The following is a 25,917-nucleotide window of genomic DNA, read 5'->3' as shown; positions in this document are numbered from 1 at the left end:
GGGTCGACCACGCATGATCCAGCCAGTTCGAGATGCCCGGGCCGACGCCGTGTTGCAGGTGTCCGGGGAACGCCGCCTGAAGATATTCCTGGGCGCAGCACCGGGCGTGGGCAAGACCTTCGCCATGCTTTCGGCCGCGCGGGAATTGAAGCGGTCCGGGATCGACGTGGTGGTGGGGCTGGTGGAGACCCACGGCCGTGCCGAGACGGCAGCCCTGCTGGAAGGGCTGCCCGTCCTGCCCCGTCGTGAGGTGGACTACCGCGACCGCCGTTTCGAGGAGTTCGACCTGGATGCGGCACTCGCCCGCAAGCCGGCGGTGATCCTGGTCGACGAGCTTGCCCATCGCAATGTCCCCGGCGTGCGCCATGAGCGACGCTGGCAGGACATCGCGGAACTGCTCGAGGCCGGCATCGAGGTTTATACCGCGATGAACGTTCAGCACCTGGAGAGCCTGAACGACCAGGTGGCACGGATCACCGGCGTGACCGTGCGCGAAACAGTGCCTGATGCGTTCTTGGAGCGTGCCCGTGACATCGTGTTGGTGGATCTTCCGCCCCGCGAACTGATCGGCCGCCTGCGGCAGGGCAAGGTGTACGTGCCCGACACCGCGGCGCTGGCGCTGGATGCATTCTTCTCGCCGACCAACCTGGCCTCGCTGCGCGAACTGGCGCTGGACACCATTGCCCGGCACGTCGATAGCGACCTGCGCGAGCACATGCTCGCGCGGGGCGGCAGCATGCCGGTACGCCGCCGTGTGCTGGCTGCCATCGATGGCCAGGGACAAAGTGAATACCTGGTGCGGATGGTGCGGCGCATCGCTGAAAGGCGCGGCGCGCCCTGGGGCGTGGCCCATGTCGAGACGGGCGCGGGCATCGATCCTGCGCGCCGTGAGCGGCTGGAGTCGGCCATGCGCCTGGCACGTAGCCTTGGCGGCGAAGTGGTGGTGTTGCGCGGGCACGACATCGCCGGGGAATTGCTGGCCCATGCCGATCGCGAGGGCGTCGGCCAGGTGGTGGTCGGGCGCACGCGCGAGCGTCCCATCGCACGCATGCTGGGCCGTTCGCTTACCCAGCGCCTGCTTCGCGAAGGCTCGCACCTTGAAGTGACTATCGTGGCAACGCCGGTTACGGTGCAAACCAGGCGTCGTCGCCTGCAATTGCCCGGGGGCTGGGGCAAGGCGCGTGAATACGCCTACGCCACCATCGCCACGCTGGTGGCCTTCGCCATCGCCTTTGTCCTGGACCGCTTCCTTTCGGTGGCGAATCTTGCGCTGATTTTCCTGACCGCCGTGTTGGTGGTGGCCGTGCGCACACGCATGGCAGTGGCGGTATACACCGCCGTGCTGTGCTTCCTCGGCTACAACTTTTTCTTCGCTCCACCCCGTTACACACTTGCCATCGCCAACGTCGACGATGTGCTTGCGGTGGTGTTGTTCCTGGTGGCCGCACTGGTGTGCAGCGGACTTGCCACCCGGCTCGCCCTGCAGGTGCAGTCGTTGCGCGGCGCACACGCCCAGGCCCGCGCCTTGCTGGCGCTGGGCCAGGCCTTGTCCACCAGCACCGATGGCGCGGCGATTCGCCGTGTCGGTGCGCTGGCATTGGCGCGTGCCCTGGAATGCGAGGCGGCGCTGCTGCTGCGAGGCGACGACAACAACCTGCACGTGGCCGCCGGCGCACCGCACGACATGGCCCTGTCGCCACAGGACATCGCTGCCGCCGAATGGTGCGAACGTCACGGCGAGGCGGCCGGTCGTTATACCGATACCATCAATGCGGCCTCGTGCTGGATCCTGCCATTGGCCGGCGAAGGCTCCACCGCGGGCGTCGTGGCCCTGCGCTTCGATGCCGCCACCACCGCGCCCGACCCCGACCGCCGGAGCCTGGCTCTTTCAATGACGCAGGACATCGGCCAGGCGCTCGAACGCGCACGCCTGGCCGATGAACTGGAAGGCGCAAGGGTGCAGGGCGAGACCGAACGGCTGCGCAACGCGCTGCTGTCTTCGGTATCGCACGACCTGCGCTCCCCACTGGCCTCGATGATCGGTTCAGCGGGCACGTTGCTCGGTTACGAAGACAAGATCCCGCCTGCCGAGCGCCGGGAATTGCTGCAGGCCATCCTGGGCGAGGGCGAGCGCCTGGACCGTTACATCCAGAACCTCTTGGACATGACCCGGCTGGGCCATGGAGGGTTGAAGCTCGCCCGTGACTGGATCGATGGCGCGGATGTCGTGGCATCGGCCGTGTCGCGGGTGCGCAAATCCTTCCCCGAGGTGCGCGTGGTGGCCGATGCCGTGCAGGGCGAGGCGCTGTTGCATGTCCACCCGGCGCTGGTGGAGCAGGCCTTGTTCAACGTGCTGGAAAACGCAGCCAGGTTCTCGCCGCCGGGCGAAGCGGTGCAGGTGCGCGCGTCGGTGGTCGATGGCTGGTGGCGCGTGGACGTGGTCGACCATGGCCCGGGTATTCCCGAGGAAGAACGTACGCGTATTTTCGACATGTTTTACTCCGTATCCCGCGGCGACCGGGCCAAGCAGGGCACCGGGCTTGGCCTTGCCATCTGCCAGGGCATGATCGGCGCGCACGGGGGAAGCGTCGAGGCCTTGCCCGGGAACGGCGGGGGGACCACCATGCGGATCATGCTTCCCCTGGGCGAGCCCCCGCAATCCAAGACATGAGCGGTTCTGCAGCAAGGATCCTGGTGATCGACGATGAACCGCAGATCCGGCGGTTCCTCGACATCGGCCTGCGCGCGGAAGGTTATACCGTGGTCACCGCCGCCACGGCCGAGGAAGGCCTGGCCCAGGCGGCCACCCAGCAGCCGGACCTGGTGATCCTGGACATCGGCTTGCCCGATCGCGATGGGCACGAGGTATTGGCCGAGTTGCGCCAATGGAGCCAGGTGCCGGTGCTGATGCTGAGCGTCCGCGACGGTGAACGCGAGAAGGTGCACGCCCTGGACCACGGCGCCAACGATTACGTGACCAAGCCCTTCGGCATCCAGGAACTGATGGCGCGCCTGCGTGTACTCCTGCGCAACCGCAGTGCGGAACCGGCTGCACCCCCGCGTTATGACGACGGCCACCTGGTGGTGGACCTGGCTCGCCGCGAAGTATTCCTCGATGGCGCTGCCCTGGCGCTCACGCGCAAGGAATATGCCGTGCTGGCGCACCTGCTGCACCACGCCGGACGGGTAGTCACCCAGCAACAGCTCCTGCGGGAAATCTGGGGCGCAACGCACGCGCGCGATACCCACTACCTGCGCATCGTCATGGGGCGCCTGCGGCACAAGCTCAACGACGATGCCGCGGCGCCGCGCTGGCTGAAGACCGAGGCCGGCGTGGGTTACCGGTTCGTCGGCGGCACCGCGCCTTAAAGCCCCTGGCCCAGGGGAAGGGTCAGCGCCACGCGCAGGCCGCCATCCTTGCGGTTGCGCAAGGCGATGCTGCCGCCGTGGTCCAGGATGATCGCCCGCACCGTGGCAAGGCCAAGCCCGATGCCGCCGGTGTCGCGATTGCGCGAAGTTTCCAGGCGGAAGAACGGCTCGAATACCTGGCTTTGCATGGCATCGGCGATACCCGGCCCGTCGTCGTCGATTTCCAGCACGCATTCCGCTCCCGTGGTGCGCATGCGCATGCGTACTCGCTCGCCGTACTTCAGGCCATTCTCGACCAGGTTCACCACGGCACGCCGCAAGGCCAACGGATCGCCATGCATGGTGATCGCGGAGCCGTCCTGGAGCGTCACCTCATGTCCGACATCGGCCATGTCGTCGGCCACGCTTTCCACCAGCAGCCGGAAGTCCAGGAGTTCGCGATGCACGCCGAGCGAACGATCACGGATGAAGTCCAGCGCGGCGGAGATCATCGACTTCATTTCCTGGATGTCACCCTCGACCTTTTCACCCAGCGGGCTGGGCAGGCCGTCCAGGCGGAAGGAAAGACGGGTGAGCGGTGTGCGCAAGTCGTGGGCGATGGCACCGATCATGTGCGTGCGCTCCTGCAGCAGGCGGTTGATCCGTGCCTGCATGGCATTGAAGGCATCCACTGCCTGGCGCATTTCCCTGGGGCCCTCGCGCGGCACGGGTGGCGCGCTGGTGTCGCTGCCCAGCCGCTGTGCAGCCTGGGCGAAACGCTGGATCGGTGCGGAAAGGGCGCGGGCGAAGAGCCATGCCAGTGGTAGCAGCACCAGCAGGCCCAGGGCGAAAAGCCACGCCAACTGTACCTGCAGGGCGGTGGGGAAGGGCTCCGCGGCCAGCGATGCCACGCGCCAGCTGCCATCGTCCTGGCGCAGCGCGATGACGAAGCCCGGGCCGAGCACATTGCCCATCGGCCCGGGGCCGCTCACCAGGGCCGATGCCGGTACATAGGCGCGAAGGCGCTCGGCCGGAACATTGAACAGGGCCGACAGCCGCATGAGCATCCGCGATGAAACCTTGGCATCGAAGCGGGCCGGTGGTGTCGGGGCGCTGGCGCTGGTGGCGACATCCATATCTCCGGTGCCACCAGGGCCCGGCGAGCCGAAGGCCGGTCCTTGCGGCATGCCTGGCGGCTCGCCTTGCGGTGGAGGTGCAGGCGGCGCGCCAGCGGGGTTCATCCTGCCATCGGGTATGGCGCCGGCGTCGCCCGGGGGTGGCATGCCGCCATGGCCGTCGGGACCATGCCCGGCAAAAGGTGAGCGCCCGGGCTGCAACACGGCAGCCAGTTCGAACAGGCTCACCATGTTCGGCTGCGTGGGCGGGCGCAGGTTCAGTACCGCATAGCCGATCGCCACCGACACCAGTAGCGCGATGAACATCATCACGAAGGTGCGCGCGAAGATCGACAGGCGGGGCAGGCGGTTCACAGGCGTACCACCTTGGGTACCAGCATGTAACCCTCGTTCCGCACGGTGCGGATCAGTTCGTCCTTCGAACGGTCATTGAGCTTCCGGCGCAGCCGGCTGATTTGCGTGTCGATGGCGCGGTCGAATATCTCCGCCCGGCCGCCGTGCACCAGGTCCAGCAGCTGGTCGCGGCTCAGGATGCGCTGCGGATGCTCAACGAAGCTGCGCAACAGCGAGAATTCGCCGTCGGACAGGTTGATGAAGATCCCGGTAGGGTCGCGCAAGTCGCGGCGCAATGCGTCCAGCCGCCAGCCGGCAAAGGCATAAGGACGCGAGTCGGCCGCCATGATGTCCTCGGCAGTGCTGGTCCGGCGTAGCACCGCGCGCACGCGTGCGAGCAACTCCCGGGGGTTGCACGGTTTGGCCAGGTAGTCGTCCGCGCCCACTTCCAGGCCGATGATGCGGTCGGTGTCGCCTCCCAGGGCGCTGAGCATGATCACTGGCGGCCCTTTCTCCGCGGCCAGGCGGCGCGCGGCGGAAAGACCGTCCTCGCCGGGCATCATCACGTCCAGCACTACCAGGTCCGGCCGTTCGCGCTCGATGGCCAGCGACATTTGCGCGGCGTTTTCGGCCGCCTGCACGCGATAGCCATGGCCACCGAGGAATACGGTGATCAGTTCCCGCAATTCCGGATCGTCGTCGACGACGAGGATGAGTGACTGCATGTCCATGGCAAGGGCTTCGGCCTGCATGAGCGGCATTACATCAGGTGAGTCTACGGGGCGTTTGCCAGGCGGGCAAAAATGCCGACACAAAGCGGACATAAAGGGACAACGCCAGGCCATCGCGGGCCCGTAGCGTGGTGACAAACACCCCATGCCGCCAGGACGCTCGCCTGATGAAACCCTATCCGTTGATCCCCGCCGTGCTTTTTGTCTTCGGCGTCGGTATGGCCTTCGCGGCAGGCGCCCGGGGCCAGGAGCCCGCGGCCGCAGGCAGCTCCGCCCGTCCCCCGCATGATCCGAAGGTGGAGGTCGCGCTCAAGGCTTGCTGGTCCGATTTGGGCGGCGACTCTGCCCACCCCGTGGCCCCGGAGTTGATCGAGCAGTGCATGCTGGACAAGGGCTTCGCGCCCCCACCCGGGCCGCCACCTGGCCCCGGCGCACCGCCGGCGCCAGCGTTGATGGGGGGTTGAAGAAGCCATGCGCCCAACCATGGCCCGCATCTGGGATGCCGGCGAGGCCGTGGCGGCCCCGCTGGTGCACCGGGCACGCCAGGTGCCTGCGCACGCCACGCAATGGCACGACGCGGACGCGTTCTGGAACGGCCTCGAACTTGGGCCGCCGCGCGCCACCGGCACGCGCGTGGTGCTCGACGGCTACGCCGGTGAGCGGTTGCGCATGGCGACCTTCCGCCACGCCCCGCATGTGCTGAGCTTCGAAGGGATCGCTCCAGCGCACCGCGGGGCGGCCCTCTTGAGCCTTCAACTTGAAGGCAACGCCACGGTGGAACAATACGGGCGGCGAAGCCGCATCGCACAGGATGACTTTTGCCTGGTCGACCTTTCGCGCCCGTTCCGGCTGGAGTTCGGCGCCTCGACGGTGCAGACGATCTACCTGCCGATCACGGCGTTGCGCGAGGCGGTACCGCAGGTGGCGATGGCATCGGCGATCGGCTTGCCTGGCGACCGGGGGCCCGTTGGTTACCTGCGTGTGCTCTTCAGGGAGATTTTCTATCGCGCGAGCGACCTCACCGAGGCCGTGGCCAGCCGGCTACTGGACGCGATCCCGCATATGTTGGCGGCGGCGCTCGAGACCACTGATCCGACGCGCCTGTCTGCCACGCAACTGCGCTTGCACTACAAGCAGCAGGCGCGCCGCTTTGCCCGCGAACACCTGGATGATCCGGAGCTGTGCGCCGAGATGATTGCCCGTGGCATTGGCCTGTCGGTGAGTTATCTCTTCGAGTTGTTCTCCGACGAGGACCTCACCCTGATGCGCTGGGTGCGCAGTGAGCGGCTCACCCGCTGCAAGCGCGAGCTGGCTGATCCGGCACTGCGCCATCGCGGTGTCTCACAGATCGCCTACGGCTGGGGCTTCGGCGACATGACGCACTTCAGTCGGAGTTTTCGCGACGTCTATGGCGCATCTCCGCGTTCCTTCCGTCAGGCGGCGCTTGCACACAGCCGGAACATCGCCCGGATCACTGCGAGCCACACCGGCGAGGAATAGCCGAATGACGCGGCATTTTCCGCCGTTTCGTCATCCGGACCTAACACTAGATTTAACAGGCGATAGCGTCAGTGCCGTCGCCATTCAAAACATCTTTGGGGAGCCACACGCAGTGTCCAACAACAAATTGCAATGGATGCGGCTTAGCCGCATCAGCCTCGCCGTCGGCCTTGCGGTGGGCAGCACCGCCATCTTTGCCCAGGCCACCACGGGCAGCATCTTCGGCCAGGCACCTGCAGCCGAGGGCGAGACGGTGCAGGTGCGAAGCAACTCCGGCGTCACGCGCGAAGTGGCGGTGGACGCCAACGGACGCTATACCATCGGGTCGCTGCCCCTGGGCACGTACTCGGTGTCCCTGGTGAAGGACGGCGCGACCATCGATTCGCGCAGCAACGTCGACCTGCGCGTGGGTTCGGGCACGGAAGTGTCATTCGCCACCGGCGCGAAGAATCTTGATGCCGTGACCGTATCGGCGGCCGCGCTCCCGGCGATCGACGTGACCAGCGTGGACGCCCGCACAGTGATCACCTCGCAGCAGCTTGCGCGCTTGCCGCTTGCACGCAGCGCCGAAGCGATTGCCCTGCTTGCCCCGGGTGTCGTTCCTGGCTACAGCGGGTTCACCAGCGGCACAACAGGCGGCTCGCTGGTGGCCTTCAGTGGTTCGTCGGTCACCGAGAACGCCTATTACCTCAACGGCTTCAATACCACCGACCCCTTGAGCGGATTCGGCGGCATCAGCTTGCCCTACGGCGCAATCGACCAGGAGGAAATCTTAAGTGGCGGCTACGGTGCGGCGTATGGCCGTTCCGACGGCGGCGTGATCAGCCAGACCGGCAAGCGCGGCACCAATGACTGGCACTTCGGCGCCCAGGTGCAGTGGACACCCGCGTTCGCCCGCGGTACCAGCCCCAATGCGTATTACGTCAGCGGCGCCAACGACGGCGAAATCTACCGCCGCTATTCGCAGACCAACTCGTGGCTTGCCACGGAAAGCGCTTATGTAGGCGGCCCGCTGATCAAGGACAAGCTGTTCATATTCGCCGCCGTGGAAGGGCAGAAGCAGTCGGGCAACAGCGTGGGCGCGGTGACGTCGTCATACAACACGGCCTACGAGTACCACAACCCGAAGTGGTACACCAAGATCGACTGGAACATCAACGACAACAATATCCTCGAGCTCACCGGAGCGTCGACGAAGACGTCGTACAAGGGCAACCTGTACAACTACGACTACGACACGAAGACCACCGGCGATCTCAATAGCTTCGCCACGTCGACCAAGAACAGTGCCGAAGTTTACGTCGCCAAGTTCACAAGCTACATCACCGACGACATCACCCTGACTGCCCTCTACGGCAAGCAGAAGATGACGTACTTCAGCCAGACCCCCGGCTACGATCCCACCCTTACCTATATCAGCGGATCGGAGGTCGAGAATCCGGCGATCGTCGGCGATTCGCCGATCGTGAACACCCAGACGGTACTTACCGCCACCGATCCTAGCCATCGCGCCACCAGCAACAACCTTCGCCTTGATCTTTCCTGGAAGGTCGGCGACCACACCATCACCGGTGGCATCGACAACCTCAACTCGCACGATATCGACGACGGCCAGACCGGCACGGCGTGGATCTACGGATACGGCGATCCGGATACGGCGATCAGCGAAAGCCCGTACGTGGCGGCCCCCAACACCGGCGCGGGCGGCGAGACCGGTTACTACGTATCGAAGTACCTCTACAGCACGTCGGCTTCGGTGCGCGTGAAGCAGCGTGCCCAGTACGTGGAAGACAGCTGGCAGGTGGACGATCGCTGGCTGGTGAAGATCGGCCTGCGCAACGACCAGTTCACCAACTACAACCCCGATGGCGATGCTTTCCTGCGCATGACCAAACCGCAGTGGGCGCCGCGCCTGGGCTTCAGCTGGGACGTGAACGGCGACTCGTCGCTGAAGGTGTACGGCAATGCCGGCCGTTACTACTTGGCCATGCCTGCATCGGTGGCGCTGCGTGCTGCCGCAGGTTCCCTCTATACCAACGAGTACTACACCTACACAGGCATCGACGCCAACGGCAACCCGACGGGGCTCACACAGCTGGCGTCGTCCACCGGGGGCGCCGTATCGGCCAACAACGAGTATGGCCAGGCACCCGATGCCAAGACCGTGGCCGCCAAGGGCATCCAGTCCGAATACCAGGATGAATACCTGCTCGGCTTCACCCAGCAGTTCGCCCAGGATTACGTCTGGGGCATGAAGGGGCAGGTACGCAAGCTGCGCAACATCCTGGACGATATCTGCGATACCGACACCATCGCCGCCAAGGCGCAGTCGCTGGGCATCGACGTGGACGCAACCAGTTTGAACGGTTGCTACCTGTCCAACCCCGGCCGCAGCAATACCTACCGTATCTCCAATGGCGCCGGCGGCTACAACGAAGTCACCGTATCGGCCAAGGACTTCGGCATGCCCAGCGCCAAGCGCAACTACTACGGGCTGGAAACGTTCCTTGAACATCCGTTCGATGGCACCTGGCAGGCCAAGATCGACTATGTCTACTCACGCAGCTACGGCAACAGTGAAGGCCAGGTACGGTCGGACATCGGGCAGACGGATGTGTCGGCCACGGTCGACTGGGACTTTGGCAAGCTGATGGAAAATTCCAACGGCCTGCTGTCCAACGACCGCAAACACCAGCTGAAGATCTACGGCTCGTGGCAAGTGGCGCCGGAATGGATGCTCTCGGGCAACGTCGCCTTGCTGTCCGGCGCGCCCAAGACCTGCCTGGGTTACTACGGCGCGGATGAAAGCAACCCGGTGGGCTACGGCAGCTACTACCACTACTGCGATGGCGTGGCTTCGGCCCCGGGCGATGCCGGCCGCCAGCCCTGGCAGCACATCATTTCCCTTTCAGCCGAGTATCGCCCGATGTGGGCGGCGCAGAAGCTGGGCTTCAACGTGATGGTCTACAACATCCTCAACGAATCGGTGGCTACCGCCACGTATGCGATCCATGGGTCGTCCACCGCACCGAACACCAACTACGAGCGCGTCCTGTACTGGAGCACGCCGCGCTACCTGCGCTTTGGCATCAGCTACGACTTCTGACCTTTTCCCATACCAACAATAAGCGTTCGGGCCGCTCCCCGGCCCCACCCCTGGACGCAACGTTTCTCCCCAGATCAGGCCGCCGGCTTCCCACCGGCGGCCTCTTTTTTTGGGGCGCGGGGCAGATCAACGCGAATGGGTGGGTTCAGCCAGCGCCGGCTGCAACGGTGCCAGGCTGCCATCGTTGGGCAGCGGCGGCAGGCCGAGCAGGTGCATGACGAGGTCGTAGACATCCACGTTGGGAAATTCGCCGATGGTCACGCCGCGGCCGAACGATGGGCCGTTGGCGATGAACAATGCCCGCATCGATGGGTCGGCGTTGTCGTATCCGTGCTGCCCAAGCGACAGCGGGTCGGTGCGCTTGGCCAACGAGGCCTTGGTGGTGACCTGCCAACCGACGTCCGGCAGGCAGACAATCGCGGGCACGCGCTCGTGGTGGCCGTAGTTGAAGCGTGCCGGGATATCCGCCTTGCGCCAGCAGGCCATGTGGTCGTGCGGGGCGAGCAATGCGGCCTGCGCCTTGGCGAAATCGTGCCCGGGCAGCGGGTTGAAGCTCGGTAGCGTTCCGGTGGCAACGACATCGACGGTCGAAGGGTCCACGATGTCATCGACCAGGATCACCTGGTCGGCCGGCGTGGCGGCCATGCCGTGGTCGGACACCACGATCAGGTCGACACTGCCCAGCAGGTTCCGTTGCCCAAGGCCGGCGACAAGGCGCGCCATGGCATGGTCGATGGTGGTGATGGCCTGGTTCACTTCTTTCGAATCAGGACCGAACTTGTGGCCCTGGTGGTCCACCGCATCGAAGTAGAGCGTTGCCAGGCGCGGTCGTTGCGCGGGCGGGACATCGAGCCACGCCAACAACTGGTCGACACGGGCATCGGGCGTGACTGTTTCGTCCCACGGCAGGTAATGGCTAGGCCGGATGCCTTCGATCGCGGCTTCCGAGCCTGGCCAGAACATCGTTACCGCGTGGATGCCATGGCGCTCGGCGGTGACCCAGACAGGTTCGGCGTCTTCCCACCATCGTCCATCGGCAACAGCCTCGCGCTTGCCCATGGAAAAGCGGCCAAGCGCAGGATCGACCATCGTGTTGTTGACGATGCCTGAATGGTCCGGGACCTTGCCGGTGACGATGGCGTAGTGGTTGGGGAAGGTCAGCGACGGGAATGAAGGCTGCATGGCGGTGGCGTGGACGCCGGTGGCGGCAAGCTTTTCCAGCGTGGGGCTCAAGTGCCGGCCGAGGTAATCCGCGCGGTAGCCATCGATGGATACCAGCAGCACGATGCGCTCCTTCACCGGGGCAGGCGCGGGCACCGGCGGGGTGGTGGCACAGCCGACAAGCAGGGCCAGGGCGAGGAGCAGGCAGGGAATAGGCTTCATGCGGGCAAGACAGTCAAGGGGGAAGACCACCCATGATGGCAAAATCCCATGACGGCTTCACGGCATGCTGCGGCGTGCCTTTCCCCACCTGCGCAGGCCCCGCATAATCGGAGGCTTACGCATCGCGCGCCGAGGGCACCATGACCGCACCCACCCGCATCGACACCACCCGCATCGTCCGCGCACCACGTGGCACGGAATTAAGCTGCCGTAGCTGGCTCACCGAAGCCCCGTTCCGCATGCTGCAGAACAACCTCGATCCGGACGTGGCGGAAAATCCTGCGGAACTGGTGGTGTACGGCGGTATCGGCCGCGCTGCACGCAACTGGGAATGCTTCGATGCCATCCTGCGCGCCCTGCGCGAGCTGCGCGAAGATGAAACCCTGCTGGTGCAGTCGGGCAAGCCCGTGGGCGTGTTCCCCACGCACGCCGATGCCCCGCGCGTGCTGATCGCCAATTCCAACCTGGTGCCGGCCTGGGCCAACTGGGAACACTTCAACGAGCTCGATCGCAAGGGCTTGATGATGTACGGCCAGATGACCGCTGGCTCGTGGATCTACATCGGTTCGCAGGGCATCGTGCAGGGCACCTACGAGACCTTCGTCGAGTTGGGCCGCCAGCACTACGGCGGAAGCCTTTCGGGCAAGTGGATCCTTACCGCGGGCCTCGGCGGCATGGGTGGCGCGCAGCCGCTGGCAGCGAGCCTCGCCGGTGCATCGTCGCTCACCATCGAATGCCAGCAGAGCCGCATCGATTTCCGCCTGAAAACGCGTTACGTCGACGAGCAGGCCACCGACCTCGACGACGCGCTCGCGCGCATTGCCAAATATACGGCAGCGGGAGAAGCAAAATCCGTCGCGCTCCTGGGCAACGCCGCCGATGTCCTGCCCGAACTCGTGCGCCGCGGTGTACGGCCGGATGCCGTTACCGACCAGACCAGCGCGCACGACCCGGTGAATGGTTACTTGCCCACCGGCTGGACGGTGGAGGAATGGTTCGAGCGCCGGAAGTCCGCGCCCGAGGCCACGCGCGATGCCGCGATGAAGTCGATGCGCACCCACGTTCAAGCCATGCTGGCCTTCCATGCGATGGGTATACCCACCTTCGATTACGGCAATAACATCCGCCAGATGGCGAAGAACGAAGGGCTCACCAACGCCTTCGACTTCCCTGGCTTCGTTCCGGCGTTCGTTCGACCGCTGTTCTGCCGTGGCATCGGGCCGTTCCGCTGGGTGGCCCTGTCGGGAGATCCCGAAGACATCTACAAGACCGACGCCAAGGTCAAGGAACTGATCCCTGACGACACCAACCTGCACCGCTGGCTGGACATGGCCCGCGAACGCATCAGCTTCCAGGGTTTGCCCGCGCGCATCTGCTGGGTGGGTCTGGGCGTGCGCCACAAGCTTGGCCTTGCCTTCAACGAGATGGTCCGCAACGGTGAATTGAAGGCCCCGGTGGTGATCGGCCGCGACCACCTGGATTCAGGTTCCGTCGCCAGCCCCAACCGCGAGACCGAGGCCATGCGCGATGGCAGCGATGCGGTAAGCGACTGGCCACTCTTGAACGCCATGCTCAACGTGGCTGGCGGCGCTACCTGGGTAAGCCTGCATCACGGCGGCGGCGTGGGCATGGGCTACAGCCAGCACTCAGGCGTGGTGATCGTCTGCGACGGTACCGCCGATGCCGATCGCCGTATCGCTCGTGTTCTATGGAATGATCCCGGCACCGGCGTGATGCGTCACGCCGACGCCGGTTACCCCGACGCCATCGCCTGCGCAAAGGAGCAGGGGCTTAACCTGCCGATGATCTGAAATCCGATGCCATCAACGTGACACGGTCGATGGCGTCCAGTCGCGGTATAGCGCTGGGTACAACTTCTTCAGGTTGGCCACCTTCGGCGCATCGTTGATCACGATGTACATGTTGTCCGGATGAAGCAACGCGTAATCCTGATGGTAGTTTTCAGCCGGATAGAACGCTTTGAGCGGCTGTACTTCCGTCACGATCGGCGCGTCGAACACCTTGGCCTTGTCCAGCTGCGCGATATACGCGGACGCTTCGCGCTGTTGTCCGGGCGAGGTGGCGAAGATGACCGAGCGGTATTGCGTGCCTGAGTCCGGCCCCTGGCGATTCTTTTCGGTCGGATCCAGTCCCACCGAGAAGAACACCTTCAACAAGGTGCCGTAGCTCACCTGTTTGGGGTCGAACACCACGCGAACCGACTCCGCATGGCCGGTGTCGCCATCGCTGACTTCATCGTAGTGGGCGGTTTTTGCCTCGCCGCCGGAATACCCGGTGGTGGCCGACTTCACACCTTTGGTGTGTTCGAAGATGGCTTCGATACCCCAGAAACAGCCGCCGGCGAACACGGCCACTTCATCACCGCCCACGGCTGTGGCAGGCGCGGCGACGGGGTCGGGCAGGGCGAGTCCTTCGGTGTGCGCGTAGGCCAAGCCTGCGCCGGCGGCGGCGATGGCCAGGGCGGCGATGAGGGGAAAACGACGAATCATGGTGGCAACCTCGCTGCATGGGCCGAACGGGCCCATCCAAGCAGACCGGCATGGGCCGCGATTCCATACAGGCCTATCAAGTTAGCGGCAGCCCTGTCGATAATGATTTGTAGCCTGCCGTCGACGAGACCTCCGCGGCGGCAGGCGCATCGAAGCCGTCTCGCTAACTTATTGATGGTAAAGCGATTATGGCACTTGCTGGCATTGGGGTAAGACGTGGCCTACGAACTGGTCGAACGCAGGGTGGAGGTGGGCAACCTGGAGATCGGCATGTTCGTATGCCGGCTCGACCGCCCGTGGGACGGCACGCCGTACCCCCTGCAAGGCATCGAGATCGGCTCGCCTGAGGACATCGAGGGCCTCGCCCAATGGTGCGAGTTCGTCTACGTCGATGCCCAGCGCCAGCTGGTGGCCGATACCCGCCTGCAGTCGTTGCGCAAGCGCATCCAGAGCGGCAACCGCTTCCAGCGCGCGGTGGTGTACGCCGACACTGCGACGTTCGAGGAAGAGGCACCGCGGGCTCGGGAGGCTTTCGACAACGCCACGCAGTCGATCGAGAAGATCATGCAGGACATTGCCGATACCGGCGTGATCTCGCCCGAGGACGTCGACCGTGCGGTCCGTCCCCTGGTGGAGAGCATCCTGCGGTCGAGCGATGCCTTCTTCTGGATCGATGCCCTGCGCCGGCGCGCCAGCTATATCTATAACCATGCGATCGGCTGCAGCGCCCTGGCCGCATCGTTCGGGCGCCACATGGGCTTTGCCGAGGAAACCATTGTCAGCATGGCCGCCGGCGGCCTGTTGCTGGACGTGGGCAAGTCGCAACTGCCGCCGGAACTTCTCGCAAGGCAGGGACCGCTCGAGTACGACGAGATGATGCTGGTGCGCACCCACGTGGCCGAAGGGATGGACATCCTCGACCAATCGGCCATGCTCGACAGCGAGGTGCGCGATATGGTCCGCACGCACCACGAACGCTTCGACGGCAGCGGTTATCCCGATGGCCTGGCAGGTACGGCCATTCCCCTGGCTGGCCGCATGGCTGCCATCATCGACACTTACCACGCGATGTGCTCTTCGCGGCCATATGCCGTGGCGCTGTCCCGGCACCAGGCCCTGCGCCGCATCTACAGTGCGCGCGAGAGCGAATTCCAGGGCGAACTGGTGGAGCAGTTCCAGGCTTGCCTGGGGGTATATCCCACAGGTTCCCTGGTGGAGCTCAATAGCGGTGAAGTGGCCATCGTGATGGTGCAGAACCAGTCGCGCCGCCTGCAGCCGAAGGTGGTGATCCTTACCGACCGCGGCAAGTCGCCCACCGCGGACTTCATCGTGGTCGACCTTATCGCCGAATCGGGCGAAGACCGCCGGGAAGTCATCCGCACGCTGCCGGTCGGTGCCTATGGCATCGACCCGGCCGACTATTTCCTGTCATGACCCCGCGGGCCAACCTGTTCAGCACGATCCAGGTGATGCTGGACAGGCAGGCAGAGGAGGCCATTTGCGGCGTGCTGGTGCTGCGCCTGCGGGGCATGCGCGAGGCTCAGCTGCGCCACGGCTATGATTTCGGCAACCAGATCATGCGCGCGGCGTACGAGCGCGTCGTGCGCCTGCTGCGTCATGTCGACAGGGTGTTCGAGGCAGGCGAGGACACTTTCATCGCGGTACTGCCGTCATTGCGCAACCGCACTCATGCATTGCTGGCGGCTACACGGTTGTTGAGCGCGTTCGAAGAACCCCTGGCCTGCCCAAGCCGTCCGTGGCTTGGTCGTGCGGTGGTGGGCGGGGCGCTCTACGCCGAACATGGCGTGGATGCCGAGCTCTTGTGCCGCCGGGCCGAAATGGCTCATGACGAAGCCATGCGCACGGGCGAGCCGTTCGCCATGTACGAGACCGAAGGCACCCAGATCGAGATCCTCTACGGTGAACTTCGCGACGACATCGAGGCCAACCGCCTGGAGGTCTACTTCCAGCCGCAGGTGCATTGCGCCAGTGGCAAGGTGGCCCGCGTCGAGGCACTCAGCCGTTGGACCTCGGCCACGCGCGGCATGGTGATGCCTTCGGATTTCATTCCGTTTGCCGAGCGTAGCGATTTGATCATTCCGCTCACGCGGTGGAACCTCAACGCCAGCCTCCGCCACGCCGCAGCCATGCGCGACGCACAGGTGATGCTTGATGTCTCGGTGAACCTGTCCCCGCGCGTGTTCGTGGAAAGAGGCTTCACCGAACAGTTCCTGGGCGCGCTGGAGATATGGAACGTACCGGCGGAGAACGTGATCGTGGAGGTGACCGAAACGGCGATCCTCACCGACCTTGACATGAGCGTGCGCGTATTGCGGCGGTTCCGCGACCGAGGCGTGCGCGTGGCCATCGACGACTTCGGTACGGGCTACGCCTCGTTCTCGTACCTTCGCCACTTTCCCGCCACGGAACTGAAGATCGACAAGTCTTTCGTCGGCACCATGCTCGCCGACGCCCATACCGGCCATCTGGTTGGCGCCATGGTCGACGTCGCCCGTCGCATGAAGCTGGAGTCGGTGGCCGAGGGGGTGGAGGATGCCGCCACCATGGACCAGCTGATCGCCATGGGTTGCGATTACCTGCAGGGCTATCACCTGGGTCGTCCCGCGCCGGCTGTGCAATACGTCCACGAGCGCTCGCACGGCGCCGTTGCCGCCACGGGCTGATAAGTCACAAGGTCAGTCGAAGGCGATCGTCCTTGCCGCCGCGGCGCTCGCCTGCGCCGCTTCGATCACCCGCATCACGTCGAGGGCCTCGTTGCCGGTGACGGGCGGTGCCAATGAATCCTTGATTGCATGCACCACGCCGGCGTAATAACGGGTGTACGCCCCGTCGTGCAGTGCCATCGCTCTTTCCGTCCCATCACCTGCCGTGAGCAAGCCTGACCGGGCTGAGGGCGGCCATGGCGCTTGCCCGGGCCGGTGGCCAGCGCGCAGCATCGCTTCCTGGCCGTCCAGTCCATGCGTGGTGAAGCTGCCCCGTTCGCCATGCACGATGAAACGCGTACCGTGCGCCGCGGCAAGCGTCGAGCCATGCAATATCACCCGGCGCCTGCCGTAGTGCAGTTGAACGTGGAAGTAGTCTGGAACATGCGCCTGTGGCCGTTGTGCCAGGACATCGGCCGTCACCGCTTCAGGCATGCCGAACAAGTGCAACGCCTGGTCGGCCAGGTGAGAGCCCAGGTCGAAAAGCACACCCGTGCCTTCGCCGTCGCCTTCGCGCCAGCCCGGCTTGATCGCCGGGCGGTAACGGTCGAAATGCGATTCGAAGTAGTTGATCTCGCCCAGGGCATCGCGGTTTAAAAGATCCTGCACGGTAAGGAAATCGTCGTCCAAGCGGCGGTTGTGGAACACGCTCAGCATCAGCCCGGCTGTCGCCGCGGCATCGATCAGTTCGCGCGCCTCTTTCGGGTCCAGCGCCATGGGTTTGTCGATCACCACGTGCTTGCCTGCCGCGAGCGCCTGCATGGCAAGGGGGTAGTGGGTCTGGTTGGGCGTGGCAATCACCACCAGTTCGACGTCCGCTGCGCCGATCAGCGTGGCGGGCTCCGCGTCGACATCCACGCCGGGGTGGTCCGCCTCAATCGCCTGCCTGCGGCTGCTTGCCACCCGGCGCAGGGCAAGGCCGGATTCGGCCGCGATCAATGGCGCATGGAAGAAAGCGCCTGCCGTGCCATAACCGATGAGTCCGGTGCCGATCCGTGCCATGGGGATTCTCCTTCGGGAAATAAGATCAAAAGTGTAGCGCCGGTGGGCAAACCTGCCTTTGGCGCGCCGGTGGTATTCTGGATGATTGCCCTGTACAGACGAAAACCCCCGTGGCCCTTAAATCCATCGTGTTCAAGGCCGACCTTCAGGTCAGCGACATGGACCGCAACTACTACCAGTCCCATGCCCTGACGATTGCCCAGCATCCATCGGAGACCGACGAGCGGATGATGGTGCGGTTGCTGGCCTTTGCTTTGCACGCGGACGATGCGCTGGTGTTCGGCAAGGGCTTGAGTTCCGATGACGAACCGGACCTCTGGCGCAAGGAACTCACCGGCGAGATCGACCTCTGGATCGAGGTGGGCCAGCCTGACGAACAACGCATCCGCCGTGCCTGTGGGCGCGCCAAACGCGTGGTGGTGTATTCCTATGGCGGCCGTGGCGCTGAGGTCTGGTGGAAGAAGACCGCATCGGGTATCGGCCGGGCGAAGAATGTCACCGTGATCGACATCGCGCCTGCCACCACGGCTGCGCTCGCAGCGCTAACCCAGCGCACGATGCAACTGCAGTTGTTCGTGCAGGATGGGATCGTCCAATTGATGGGCTCCGAAGCCATCGTGCCGGTGGAGTTGACGGTGCTTGCCGGCTCCATGGAAGAGGCGCGCGCCCAGGCATGAGTCCCGCTAGGATGGGCGCCTTCAGACTCCTCACGCGAAGGAATTCCAGGTGACCTTTCGACTTCGTCTTGCCTTGATCGTGCTTGCCCTTGGCCTGGGCGTTGCCGCAGGCGCTTATGCACTGGCGCCCACCACGGCCCACCGCAGCTTCACCGTGACCTTGCCAACCAGCGCCACCGCGCCCGTATCCGGTCGGTTACTGGTATTCGTTACCGATGCCAAGACCGCACGCGCAGCGGCCAAGGGTGGCGAGGTGGCAAGCGTCGACACCAACCCGTTTTCGCCCAAGGACGCCACCGTCATCGCGCGCGATGTCGGCCGTTTGGAACCGGGCCAGGCCATCGTCGTGGACGGCGATACCGAAGCTTTCCCGCAAGGGCTCTCGCAGCTGCCGGCGGGCGACTACCTGGCCCAGGCCGTGCTCGATACCGACCACAGCTACGACTACAACGGCCGGGGGGCAGGCGACTTGCTCAGCAAGGTGGTGCCGGTAACCTTGGGTAATGCCGCCGTCCCGGCGCTGGTGCTGGACGCGGTGCAACCCGGGCGCGACCCATGGACGGCCTCGGCCAAGGCGCCGCCGGGCATGCAGGACATGCTCACCGCTGCGCGCCCGCACGCTACCGCGATCGATTTCCAAAGCCCGGCGCTCACCGGGTTTTGGGGCCGGCCGACCCTGATGAAGGGCTGGGTGCTCACGCCGCCCGATTACGATGCGAAGTCGTCCAAGACCTGGCCGGTGGTGTATTACACGCACGGTTTCGGCGCCACGGCCGCGACTCTCACCGCGCCGCTGGCGACCGTGTGGCAAGCCATGCAGAAGGGCCAGATGCCGCCGATGATCTGGGTCTTCCTGGACGAATCCAGCCCCACCGGTACGCACGAATTCGCAGATTCGGTGAATAACGGCCCGTGGGGCCAGGCGCTCACCGCCGAGCTCATCCCGTACCTGGAGAAGAGCTACCGCATGGATGCTCGTGTGAACGGGCGCTTTCTCAACGGCCATTCGTCCGGCGGCTGGGCCACGTTGTGGCTGCAGGTGCGCTACCCGAAGATTTTCGGCGGCACCTGGTCGACCTCGCCGGACCCTTCCGATTTCCATGACTTCACCGGCGTCGATCTTTATGCGCCCAACGCCAACATGTATCGCAAGGCCGATGGCACGGCCACGCCGCTGGTGCGCGACAAGGGCCAGGTGATCGCCACTTTCGAGACATTCGCCAAGCTCGAACAGACGATCAACGCCTATGGCGGCCAGCTGGCCTCCTTCGACTGGGTGTTCTCACCGCGCGGCGCCGACGGCCGCCCCGTGCCGATGTTCGACCGTGCCACCGGCAACGTGGATCCTGCGGTGGTGGCGTACTGGCGCGATCACTTCGACATCGCCTATCGCCTGAAGCGCGACTGGCCGACGCTGAAGAGCGACCTCGACGGCAAGATCCACGTCTATGTCGGTACCGCCGATACGTTCTACCTCGACGGCGCCGCGCACCGCTTGAAGGACACACTCGACGCCCTGCACGCGACCTCGAGCGTCCAGTTCATCGAGGGCCGCACGCATTTCGACCTTTACGTCGAAGGTGACGATCGCCAGGCGCTGTTGAAGAAGATCGCCTGGCAGATGTACGCCGTGGCGCGGCCTAACGCGGCACCCGAAAACCACCCATGACGCCGCGGGGGCTCAGGGTAAGCTGCCAGAGCTGGTCGCGCCGGCTGCGGAAGATCGCCGCCGAGCACGACAGGTAGAACAACCACATCCTGCGGAAGCGCTCATCGTAGCGGCCGTGTAACGCAGGCCAGGCGGCGTCGAAGTTGGCCCGCCAGGCCTGCAGGGTGAGGTCGTAGTCGGCACCGAAGTTGTGCCAGTCCTCCACCACGAACAATCCCTCCAGCGCGTGCGCCACCTGCGATGCATTGGGAATGAGTGAATTGGGGAAGATGTAACGGTCGATCCACGGGTCCGGACGCGTCACGGTGGCATGCGATCCGATGCTATGCAGCAGCACCAGGCCATCGTCGATAACGCAACGCCGCGCCATTTCGAACCAGGCGCGATGGTTCTTCGCGCCGACGTGTTCGAACATGCCCACCGAAAGGACGGCATCGAAGCGCTCATCGACTTCACGGTAGTCCTGCAGGCGGATCTCGATCGGAAGGCCGGCGCATAGTTCGCGGGAGTAAGCCGCCTGCTCGGCGGACACGGTGATGCCCACGCCTGCCACGCCGTAGCGTTCGGCTGCGAATTTCAACGCCTCGCCCCAGCCGCAGCCCACGTCCAGCACGCGCTGGCCGGGCTTGAGGTTAAGCTTTCGACAGATGAGGTCCAGCTTGTCTTCCTGGGCCTGGTCCAGGTCCTGGGCCCGCGCCCAGTAACCGCACGAATACACCAGGCGCTTGCCGAGCATGGCGGCGAACAGATCGTTGCCCAGGTCGTAGTGGCGCCTGCCCACCTCCCAGGCGTGGGCACCGCGCTGCACGTTGATCAGGCGCGCCTTCAGGTGGGCGAGCAGGGTATCGATGGTGGTAAGCGCGTCGTCGAGGTTCGCGCGCAGCACCCGGGTGAAGAAGCCGGCAAGGTCGGCGGCATCCCACCAGCCGTCCATGTAGCTTTCGCCCAGGCCCAGGGTGCCGTGGGCGAACACCCGTGCATAGAAGCCTTCATGGTGGACGCGAAGGTCCGTCGGGTCGGGGCCGTCGATGGCTACCCCGGCCTGGGCAAGCAGGTCGCGGGCGCGTTGCTTGAGCGAGTCGGAATTCACGCCAAAACCCCCCAGGTCAGGACGCCACGACCCATTGTGGCGCCACGAAGGGACTACGCGCTACGGGTAAGCATCCGCACCAGTGCAAGCCCGGCAATCACGGCGGCAATGGACCCGGCCAGGTGCAGCATGATGTGGGCGGCGAGCCAGCCGTACTGGCCCTTCAGGAGCAGCGTGGCGGACTCGCCGGCGAAAGTGGAGAAGGTGGTGAGCCCCCCCAGGAACCCGGTGGCGATGAGCAGGCGCAGCTCCGGCGACAGGGTGGGGTAGTGCTCGATCACGCCCAGCGTGCAGCCCATCAGCAGTCCGCCGACCAGGTTGGCTGCCAGCGTGCCCATCGGCAGGTTCGGCACCGCCGCGTTGAAGGCCACGGCCAGGCCCCAGCGCAACCAGCAACCGAGCATGCCGCCAACACCGACGGCCAGAAATGCGTTCAAACCCATGTCTTCCAGCCTGCGCATCTGAAGGATGCCCGTCACTATACTTGCCGCCTGATGACTTCGTCCGCCCATACCCTCCGGCGCAACCTGCCGTGGTTGCTGGCTGGCCTGTCGATGATCGGCCCGTTTTCGATCGACGCGATTTTCCCGGGCTTCCCTGAGATCGGCCACGCCTTTGGCGTGGGCGACGTCGCACTGCAGCAGACTATCAGCGTCTACCTGTTCGCCTATGCTGCGATGAACCTTTTCCACGGTGCCATCTCCGATGCTTTCGGGCGCAAGCCCGTCATCGTGATCGGCATGGGGATGTACGCCGTGGCCTCGGCGGGTGCGGCCATGGCCACGTCCTTCACGGGCCTGCTCGCCTTCCGGATACTCCAGGGCCTGTTCGCCGGCGCCGGCATCGTGGTCGGCCGCGCCGTGGTGCGCGACACGCTGCATGGGGAAGATGCGCAGAAGATGATGTCGAAGGTGATGATGATCTTCGGCATCGCCCCCGCGGTGGCGCCCATGATCGGTGCGTGGCTGCTGGGGATCGATGGCTGGCGCGGCATTTTCTGGGCGCTCACGGGTTTTGCCGTGGTGCTCACCGTGGCCCTGTGGCATTTCCTGGACGAAACACATCCGCATGAGGCCCGCACCAGTTTCCGCCCCCGGCCCCTGTTGACCTCGTACGCGAACATCGCCAGGGATCGGCCGTTCTGGCCGTTGATGATCGCGGCGTCGATCAATTTCTCGGGGCTGTTCCTGTACATCGCCTCGGCGCCGCGTCTGATCCGCGAACTGCTGGGGCTTTCCGCGCAGGGCTTTCCGTGGTTGTTCATTCCCGTGGTGAGCGGCATGGTGGCCGGTGCCTTTGCCTCCGGTCGCCTGGCTGGGCGCGTGGCGCCTACGCGCACGGTCAATATCGGTTACGTACTGATGCTGGGCAGCTGCGCGATCAACATCGTGCTGGCGCTCACCTTGCCGCATCCGATGGTGCCGTGGTCAACGCTACCGCTACTGCTCTACGGCGCCGGCGTGCAGATGGCTTTTCCCTCGCTCACCCTGATGCTGCTGGACCGTTTCCCTCGCCAGCGCGGCGGAGCGTCTTCAGTGCAGGCGTTCGCCAGCCTGCTGTTCACTGCCGTCGTGGCCGGCGTGCTGTCGCCGTTGCTATCGGTGGATATGCTGGGACTTGCGCTGGGCGCCACCGCCTTGTGCGGCATCGGGCTGCTGTCGTGGTGGTGGTATCTGCGGTTGACCAGGCCAGCACTCGTCAGCTAGCCGGCGATATAGCCTGCCTTGATGACGTACGCCCGGGCTTCCGCGGCATCGCTTTCAAACCAGGCCCGGGTTGTTCCAAGCCGGAACGTGTAGCCCCACGTATCCATATCCTGCATCAGGCGTTCTGCGCCCACGCCGGGCAAGTCATCGGCCAGCACAATCTGCAAATAGCAGGTCGCGTCTTCCTCTTCGATCGAATCGGTGGCGTCGGTGTGCACGGTGGCCCGGCGCTCGGCGGGCATCACCAGCAAGTGGCTGGCCTCATGCAGCAGTGAGTGCACGGGGGTGTCGGACCGGGCGTAGACGGTAAGGCCGATAAGCCCGGCTTCTTCATCGCCCCAGTAGCTGCCGGGAATAGCGTGGCCCTCGGCGACCTCGACAAGTTCCAGTCCGTGCCGGCTCAACAGTTCGCGCGATGCGGCAAAGCCGACATCGCGCATGCGCAATACATCCATGGGCGCCTAGCCGGGTTTGTGCTCGGGCAGGGCGACGGAAAGCTCCAGTACTTCATGGCCGCTGTCGCGGTCCAGGCTGATGTTTACCGCGTCCACGTCGACATTGACGTATTTGCGGATCACTTCGAGCAGTTCGTTGCGGAGCAGGGGAAGGTAGTCCGGGGCGCCGCGCGTGCTGCGTTCCTGCGCCACGATGATGCGCAGGCGCTCCTTGGCGACACCTGCGGTGGCTTCCGGCTTGCGCTTGAGGAAATCGAGGATACCCATGCCTTAACCCCCGAAGACGCGCTTGAGGAAGCCCTTCTTCTGCACCTCGATGAAGCGCAGCGGACGTTCCTGGCCCAGCAGTCGGGAAACAACGTCGGTATAGGCTTGCCCGGCGAAGGAATTTTCATCGAGGATCACCGGCACGCCGGCATTCGACGCGGCCAGCACGTTCTCCGATTCGGGGATCACGCCCACCACCTTGATGCCGAGAATTTCCTCAACGTCCTTCACCGAGAGCATTTCGCCCGCTTCCACCCGCGTGGGGTTGTAGCGGGTGAGCAGCAGGTGCTGGGTGATCGGACCTTCGCCACGCTCGGCGCGGCGCGTCTTGCTGGCAAGCAAGCCCAGGATGCGATCGGAGTCGCGCACGGAGGACACCTCCGGATTCACCACCACAACGGCGTGGTCGGCGAAGTACATGGCAAGGTGCGCGCCCTTCTCGATGCCGGCGGGGGAGTCGCATACGACGTACTCGAAGCCTTCGGTACCCAGGCCATCAAGTACTTTCTCGACGCCTTCCTGGGTGAGGGCGTCCTTGTCGCGGGTTTGCGAGGCGGCCAGCACGTAGAGGCTGTCGTAGCGCTTGTCCTTGATCAGTGCCTGCTTGAGCGAGGCTTCGCCCTGCACGACATTGATGAAGTCGTACACCACGCGCCGCTCGCAGCCCATGATGAGATCGAGGTTGCGCAGGCCGACGTCGAAGTCGATCACCGCTACTTTCTTGCCAGCCTGGGCCAACCCTACGGCAAGCGAGGCACTGCTCGTGGTCTTGCCCACGCCGCCCTTGCCCGACGTAACGACGATGATCTCAGCCAATGTTGGTCTCCACTTGCTTGTTCTTGTTGTGATGGTGCGTCGGTGGCGATCGCAGGTCCGGCCCTAGAGCCGGGCGATCAACAGCTTTTCGCCTTCCAGCCAGCATTGCACGGCTTGGCCTTCCAGGTCGGCGGGAATTTGTTCGAAAACGCGGTAATGGCCAGCGATGGCCACGAGTTCGGCGTGGAAATCCGTGCAATAGATGCGCGCACTGGTGTCGCCCTGCGCGCCAGCCATGGCCCGGCCCCGCAGGCTACCGTAAACGTGGATGGAGCCGTCGGCAATGACTTCGGCGCCATTGGCCACCGCGGCATTCACCACAAGGTCACGATCGCGTGCATACACCTGCTGCCCCGAGCGCACGGCGCCTGCGGCGTGGCGCATCGCCGTGTGGGCGGCGGCGGACTCTTCGTGGATGGGTTCGCGCGCGGGAGCCGTCGATACGGCGGGAACCGGCGCGGCGGCGGCCGGCATGGGCTGGGCCTCGCCGCCGACGGGCTCGTAGGCTGCGCGGAACTTGGCGATCAGCGGCAGGCCCATGCGCGTGGCCAGTTCTTCGGTGGCGGCGGTGCCGTAGGCGAGGCCCACCGGCAGCATGCCGGCGCTACGGATGGCCTCGAGCAGGGCATCGACCGTGCCGTCGTCGGGCAGGGCGGACAGGTGGCTTAAGTCCAGCACCACGGCGGCGCGGGAGAACATCTGCGGCGCGGCGCGGACGCGACGCTCGAGTTCGTCGCAGAGCGCCGCGGCATCGGCGCGGCGTACGCGCACGCAGGCCATGCCGACCTGGCCGAAACGCAGGTCGCAGGCGGCTTCCAGGGTATCCACGCGGGCATTCATCTTCAGTGCTTGTCTCCGGCCGCCAACGCTTGCGGCGCGGCCATGTCGCAGGGACGGCTGCGCTCGTGCAGCCAGGGTGTGTCCGGCAGGCCATCACCTTCCAGGTAATGCTCGCGGACAAAGGAAAAACTGGGTAGTTCGCGGGCCAGCAGGCTCACCTTGGGGCCCGTGGCGCCCATGGTCTGCTGGCCCACTTCCTGGAAGCCCAAGGTGCCATGGAACAGCACGGCCATGTCGTCGCGTGGTTCCAGGAACACTTCGCAGGTGAGTATAGGTACGCGGACCTCGGCGTAGCTGCCCACGTCGCAGTAGAAGATGCGGCCCAGGCCATGGCCCTGCCAGGCGGCGCCGATGACGATGCGGTCGATGTAGACGAAACTCTCGTAATGGGCCTGGAACCAGCGGTAATTGGGGCTGTCGTAGGCCGCATCGGCGCGGAAGGCGATCAGGAAGCCGGCGATCACGCTGTTCATTTCCGCCACGCGAAAGTAATGGGCCTGGTCGAAAAGAACCCGGAGACGGGCCGGATCCGTGGCGAGGATGCCCGCGCCAGCGGTGTTGTTGAGCGCCAGCACGGCGTCAAGGTCGCGCTCTTCCACGTCGCGGATGGCTAGGGCCATTCGGT

23 protein-coding genes are annotated in these 25,917 nt (G+C 65.1%); 11 read left to right on the top strand and 12 right to left on the bottom strand.

The features are described 5' to 3' along the window. Window positions 1–13 precede the first annotated feature (13 nt). Complete coding sequence (locus tag NDK18_RS12210) at window positions 14–2,671, top strand: sensor histidine kinase (RefSeq protein ID WP_250627913.1); 2,658 nt, start codon at window positions 14–16, stop codon at window positions 2,669–2,671. Further along, window positions 2,668–3,369, top strand: coding sequence for a response regulator (locus NDK18_RS12205; RefSeq protein ID WP_250623799.1), 702 nt, complete (start codon window positions 2,668–2,670; stop codon window positions 3,367–3,369). The genes NDK18_RS12210 and NDK18_RS12205 overlap by 4 nt, the downstream gene beginning before the upstream one ends. Here NDK18_RS12205 and NDK18_RS12200 read toward each other — a convergent pair. Beyond that, a complete protein-coding gene (locus NDK18_RS12200) occupies window positions 3,366–4,838 on the bottom strand; it encodes an ATP-binding protein (RefSeq protein ID WP_250623798.1) in 1,473 nt (490 codons plus the stop codon). The genes NDK18_RS12205 and NDK18_RS12200 overlap by 4 nt on opposite strands. Further along, window positions 4,835–5,548, bottom strand: coding sequence for a response regulator (locus NDK18_RS12195; RefSeq protein ID WP_250624431.1), 714 nt, complete (start codon window positions 5,546–5,548; stop codon window positions 4,835–4,837). The genes NDK18_RS12200 and NDK18_RS12195 overlap by 4 nt, the downstream gene beginning before the upstream one ends. A gap of 167 nt (window positions 5,549–5,715) precedes the next feature. Between NDK18_RS12195 and NDK18_RS12190 the strand changes: the two genes are divergently transcribed. The 3 genes from NDK18_RS12190 (at window position 5,716) to NDK18_RS12180 (ending at window position 10,154) form a co-directional block, all read left to right on the top strand. Beyond that, window positions 5,716–6,012, top strand: a complete 297-nt coding sequence (locus tag NDK18_RS12190) for a hypothetical protein (RefSeq protein WP_250623797.1) — start codon at window positions 5,716–5,718, stop codon at window positions 6,010–6,012. A 19-nt stretch (window positions 6,013–6,031) separates the two neighbouring features. Next, the gene (locus NDK18_RS12185; protein WP_250627912.1) at window positions 6,032–7,048 is read left to right on the top strand and encodes a helix-turn-helix domain-containing protein; all 1,017 of its coding nucleotides are present in this window, start codon (window positions 6,032–6,034) and stop codon (window positions 7,046–7,048) included. Window positions 7,049–7,160: 112 nt separating this feature from the next. Beyond that, window positions 7,161–10,154: a TonB-dependent receptor gene (locus NDK18_RS12180; RefSeq protein WP_345777080.1), complete on the top strand. Its 2,994-nt coding sequence runs from the start codon at window positions 7,161–7,163 to the stop codon at window positions 10,152–10,154. Between the two features lie 126 nt (window positions 10,155–10,280). Here NDK18_RS12180 and NDK18_RS12175 read toward each other — a convergent pair whose 3' ends face one another. Further along, window positions 10,281–11,537, bottom strand: coding sequence for an alkaline phosphatase family protein (locus tag NDK18_RS12175; protein ID WP_250627911.1), 1,257 nt, complete (start codon window positions 11,535–11,537; stop codon window positions 10,281–10,283). Window positions 11,538–11,677: 140 nt separating this feature from the next. Between NDK18_RS12175 and hutU the strand changes: the two genes are divergently transcribed. Further along, window positions 11,678–13,348: a urocanate hydratase gene (gene hutU, locus NDK18_RS12170; protein WP_250623794.1), complete on the top strand. Its 1,671-nt coding sequence runs from the start codon at window positions 11,678–11,680 to the stop codon at window positions 13,346–13,348. A gap of 12 nt (window positions 13,349–13,360) precedes the next feature. On the opposite strand, the gene msrA is transcribed toward hutU, so the two are convergent. After that, a complete protein-coding gene (gene msrA, locus NDK18_RS12165; RefSeq protein ID WP_250627910.1) occupies window positions 13,361–14,047 on the bottom strand; it encodes a peptide-methionine (S)-S-oxide reductase MsrA in 687 nt (228 codons plus the stop codon). A gap of 216 nt (window positions 14,048–14,263) precedes the next feature. On the opposite strand from msrA, the gene NDK18_RS12160 reads away from it, so the two are divergent. Both NDK18_RS12160 and NDK18_RS12155 read left to right on the top strand, forming a co-directional pair. Continuing rightward, window positions 14,264–15,481: an HD-GYP domain-containing protein gene (locus tag NDK18_RS12160; RefSeq protein ID WP_250623792.1), complete on the top strand. Its 1,218-nt coding sequence runs from the start codon at window positions 14,264–14,266 to the stop codon at window positions 15,479–15,481. Further along, window positions 15,478–16,731 carry a putative bifunctional diguanylate cyclase/phosphodiesterase gene (locus NDK18_RS12155; protein ID WP_250623791.1) on the top strand — a complete coding sequence of 418 codons (1,254 nt, stop codon included), beginning with the start codon at window positions 15,478–15,480 and terminating at the stop codon, window positions 16,729–16,731. The genes NDK18_RS12160 and NDK18_RS12155 overlap by 4 nt, the downstream gene beginning before the upstream one ends. Before the next feature lie 12 nt (window positions 16,732–16,743). Here NDK18_RS12155 and NDK18_RS12150 read toward each other — a convergent pair whose 3' ends face one another. Further along, the gene (locus tag NDK18_RS12150; protein ID WP_250627909.1) at window positions 16,744–17,772 is read right to left on the bottom strand and encodes an oxidoreductase; all 1,029 of its coding nucleotides are present in this window, start codon (window positions 17,770–17,772) and stop codon (window positions 16,744–16,746) included. Window positions 17,773–17,882: 110 nt separating this feature from the next. Here NDK18_RS12150 and NDK18_RS12145 point away from each other — a divergent pair, with 110 nt between their 5' ends. Next, a complete protein-coding gene (locus NDK18_RS12145; RefSeq protein ID WP_250623789.1) occupies window positions 17,883–18,449 on the top strand; it encodes a YaeQ family protein in 567 nt (188 codons plus the stop codon). Window positions 18,450–18,498: 49 nt separating this feature from the next. Beyond that, entirely contained in the window at window positions 18,499–20,118 is a 1,620-nt protein-coding gene (locus tag NDK18_RS12140; protein WP_250627908.1) for an alpha/beta hydrolase, read from the top strand. On the opposite strand, the gene cfa is transcribed toward NDK18_RS12140, so the two are convergent. Further along, entirely contained in the window at window positions 20,090–21,208 is a 1,119-nt protein-coding gene (cfa, locus tag NDK18_RS12135) for a cyclopropane fatty acyl phospholipid synthase (RefSeq protein ID WP_250623787.1), read from the bottom strand. The genes NDK18_RS12140 and cfa overlap by 29 nt on opposite strands. A 53-nt stretch (window positions 21,209–21,261) precedes the next feature. Beyond that, window positions 21,262–21,687: a fluoride efflux transporter CrcB gene (crcB, locus tag NDK18_RS12130; protein WP_425600640.1), complete on the bottom strand. Its 426-nt coding sequence runs from the start codon at window positions 21,685–21,687 to the stop codon at window positions 21,262–21,264. A gap of 15 nt (window positions 21,688–21,702) precedes the next feature. Here crcB and NDK18_RS12125 point away from each other — a divergent pair, with 15 nt between their 5' ends. After that, window positions 21,703–22,914: a multidrug effflux MFS transporter gene (locus NDK18_RS12125; RefSeq protein ID WP_250623785.1), complete on the top strand. Its 1,212-nt coding sequence runs from the start codon at window positions 21,703–21,705 to the stop codon at window positions 22,912–22,914. Here the strand turns inward: NDK18_RS12125 and NDK18_RS12120 are convergent. From NDK18_RS12120 to NDK18_RS12100, 5 genes are all read right to left on the bottom strand, one after another. After that, window positions 22,911–23,369, bottom strand: a complete 459-nt coding sequence (locus NDK18_RS12120) for a hypothetical protein (RefSeq protein ID WP_250627907.1) — start codon at window positions 23,367–23,369, stop codon at window positions 22,911–22,913. The two genes, NDK18_RS12125 and NDK18_RS12120, sit on opposite strands and share 4 nt — an antisense overlap. A 6-nt stretch (window positions 23,370–23,375) precedes the next feature. Further along, window positions 23,376–23,636 (bottom strand): cell division topological specificity factor MinE, encoded by a 261-nt coding sequence (minE, locus tag NDK18_RS12115; RefSeq protein WP_250623783.1) that lies wholly within the window; start codon window positions 23,634–23,636, stop codon window positions 23,376–23,378. Between the two features lie 3 nt (window positions 23,637–23,639). Beyond that, complete coding sequence (minD, locus tag NDK18_RS12110; RefSeq protein ID WP_250623782.1) at window positions 23,640–24,452, bottom strand: septum site-determining protein MinD; 813 nt, start codon at window positions 24,450–24,452, stop codon at window positions 23,640–23,642. A gap of 63 nt (window positions 24,453–24,515) precedes the next feature. Beyond that, window positions 24,516–25,292: a septum site-determining protein MinC gene (minC, locus tag NDK18_RS12105; RefSeq protein WP_250627906.1), complete on the bottom strand. Its 777-nt coding sequence runs from the start codon at window positions 25,290–25,292 to the stop codon at window positions 24,516–24,518. A 2-nt stretch (window positions 25,293–25,294) separates the two neighbouring features. After that, a complete protein-coding gene (locus tag NDK18_RS12100) occupies window positions 25,295–25,912 on the bottom strand; it encodes a GNAT family N-acetyltransferase (protein WP_250627905.1) in 618 nt (205 codons plus the stop codon). Window positions 25,913–25,917 lie beyond the last annotated feature (5 nt).

Source organism: Pinirhizobacter soli, assembly GCF_015905305.1.
GTDB classification, from domain to species: domain Bacteria; phylum Pseudomonadota; class Gammaproteobacteria; order Xanthomonadales; family Rhodanobacteraceae; genus Pinirhizobacter; species Pinirhizobacter soli.
Note: the sequence above shows the minus strand (reverse complement) of the source record. Positions and strands in the feature narration are given on the sequence as shown.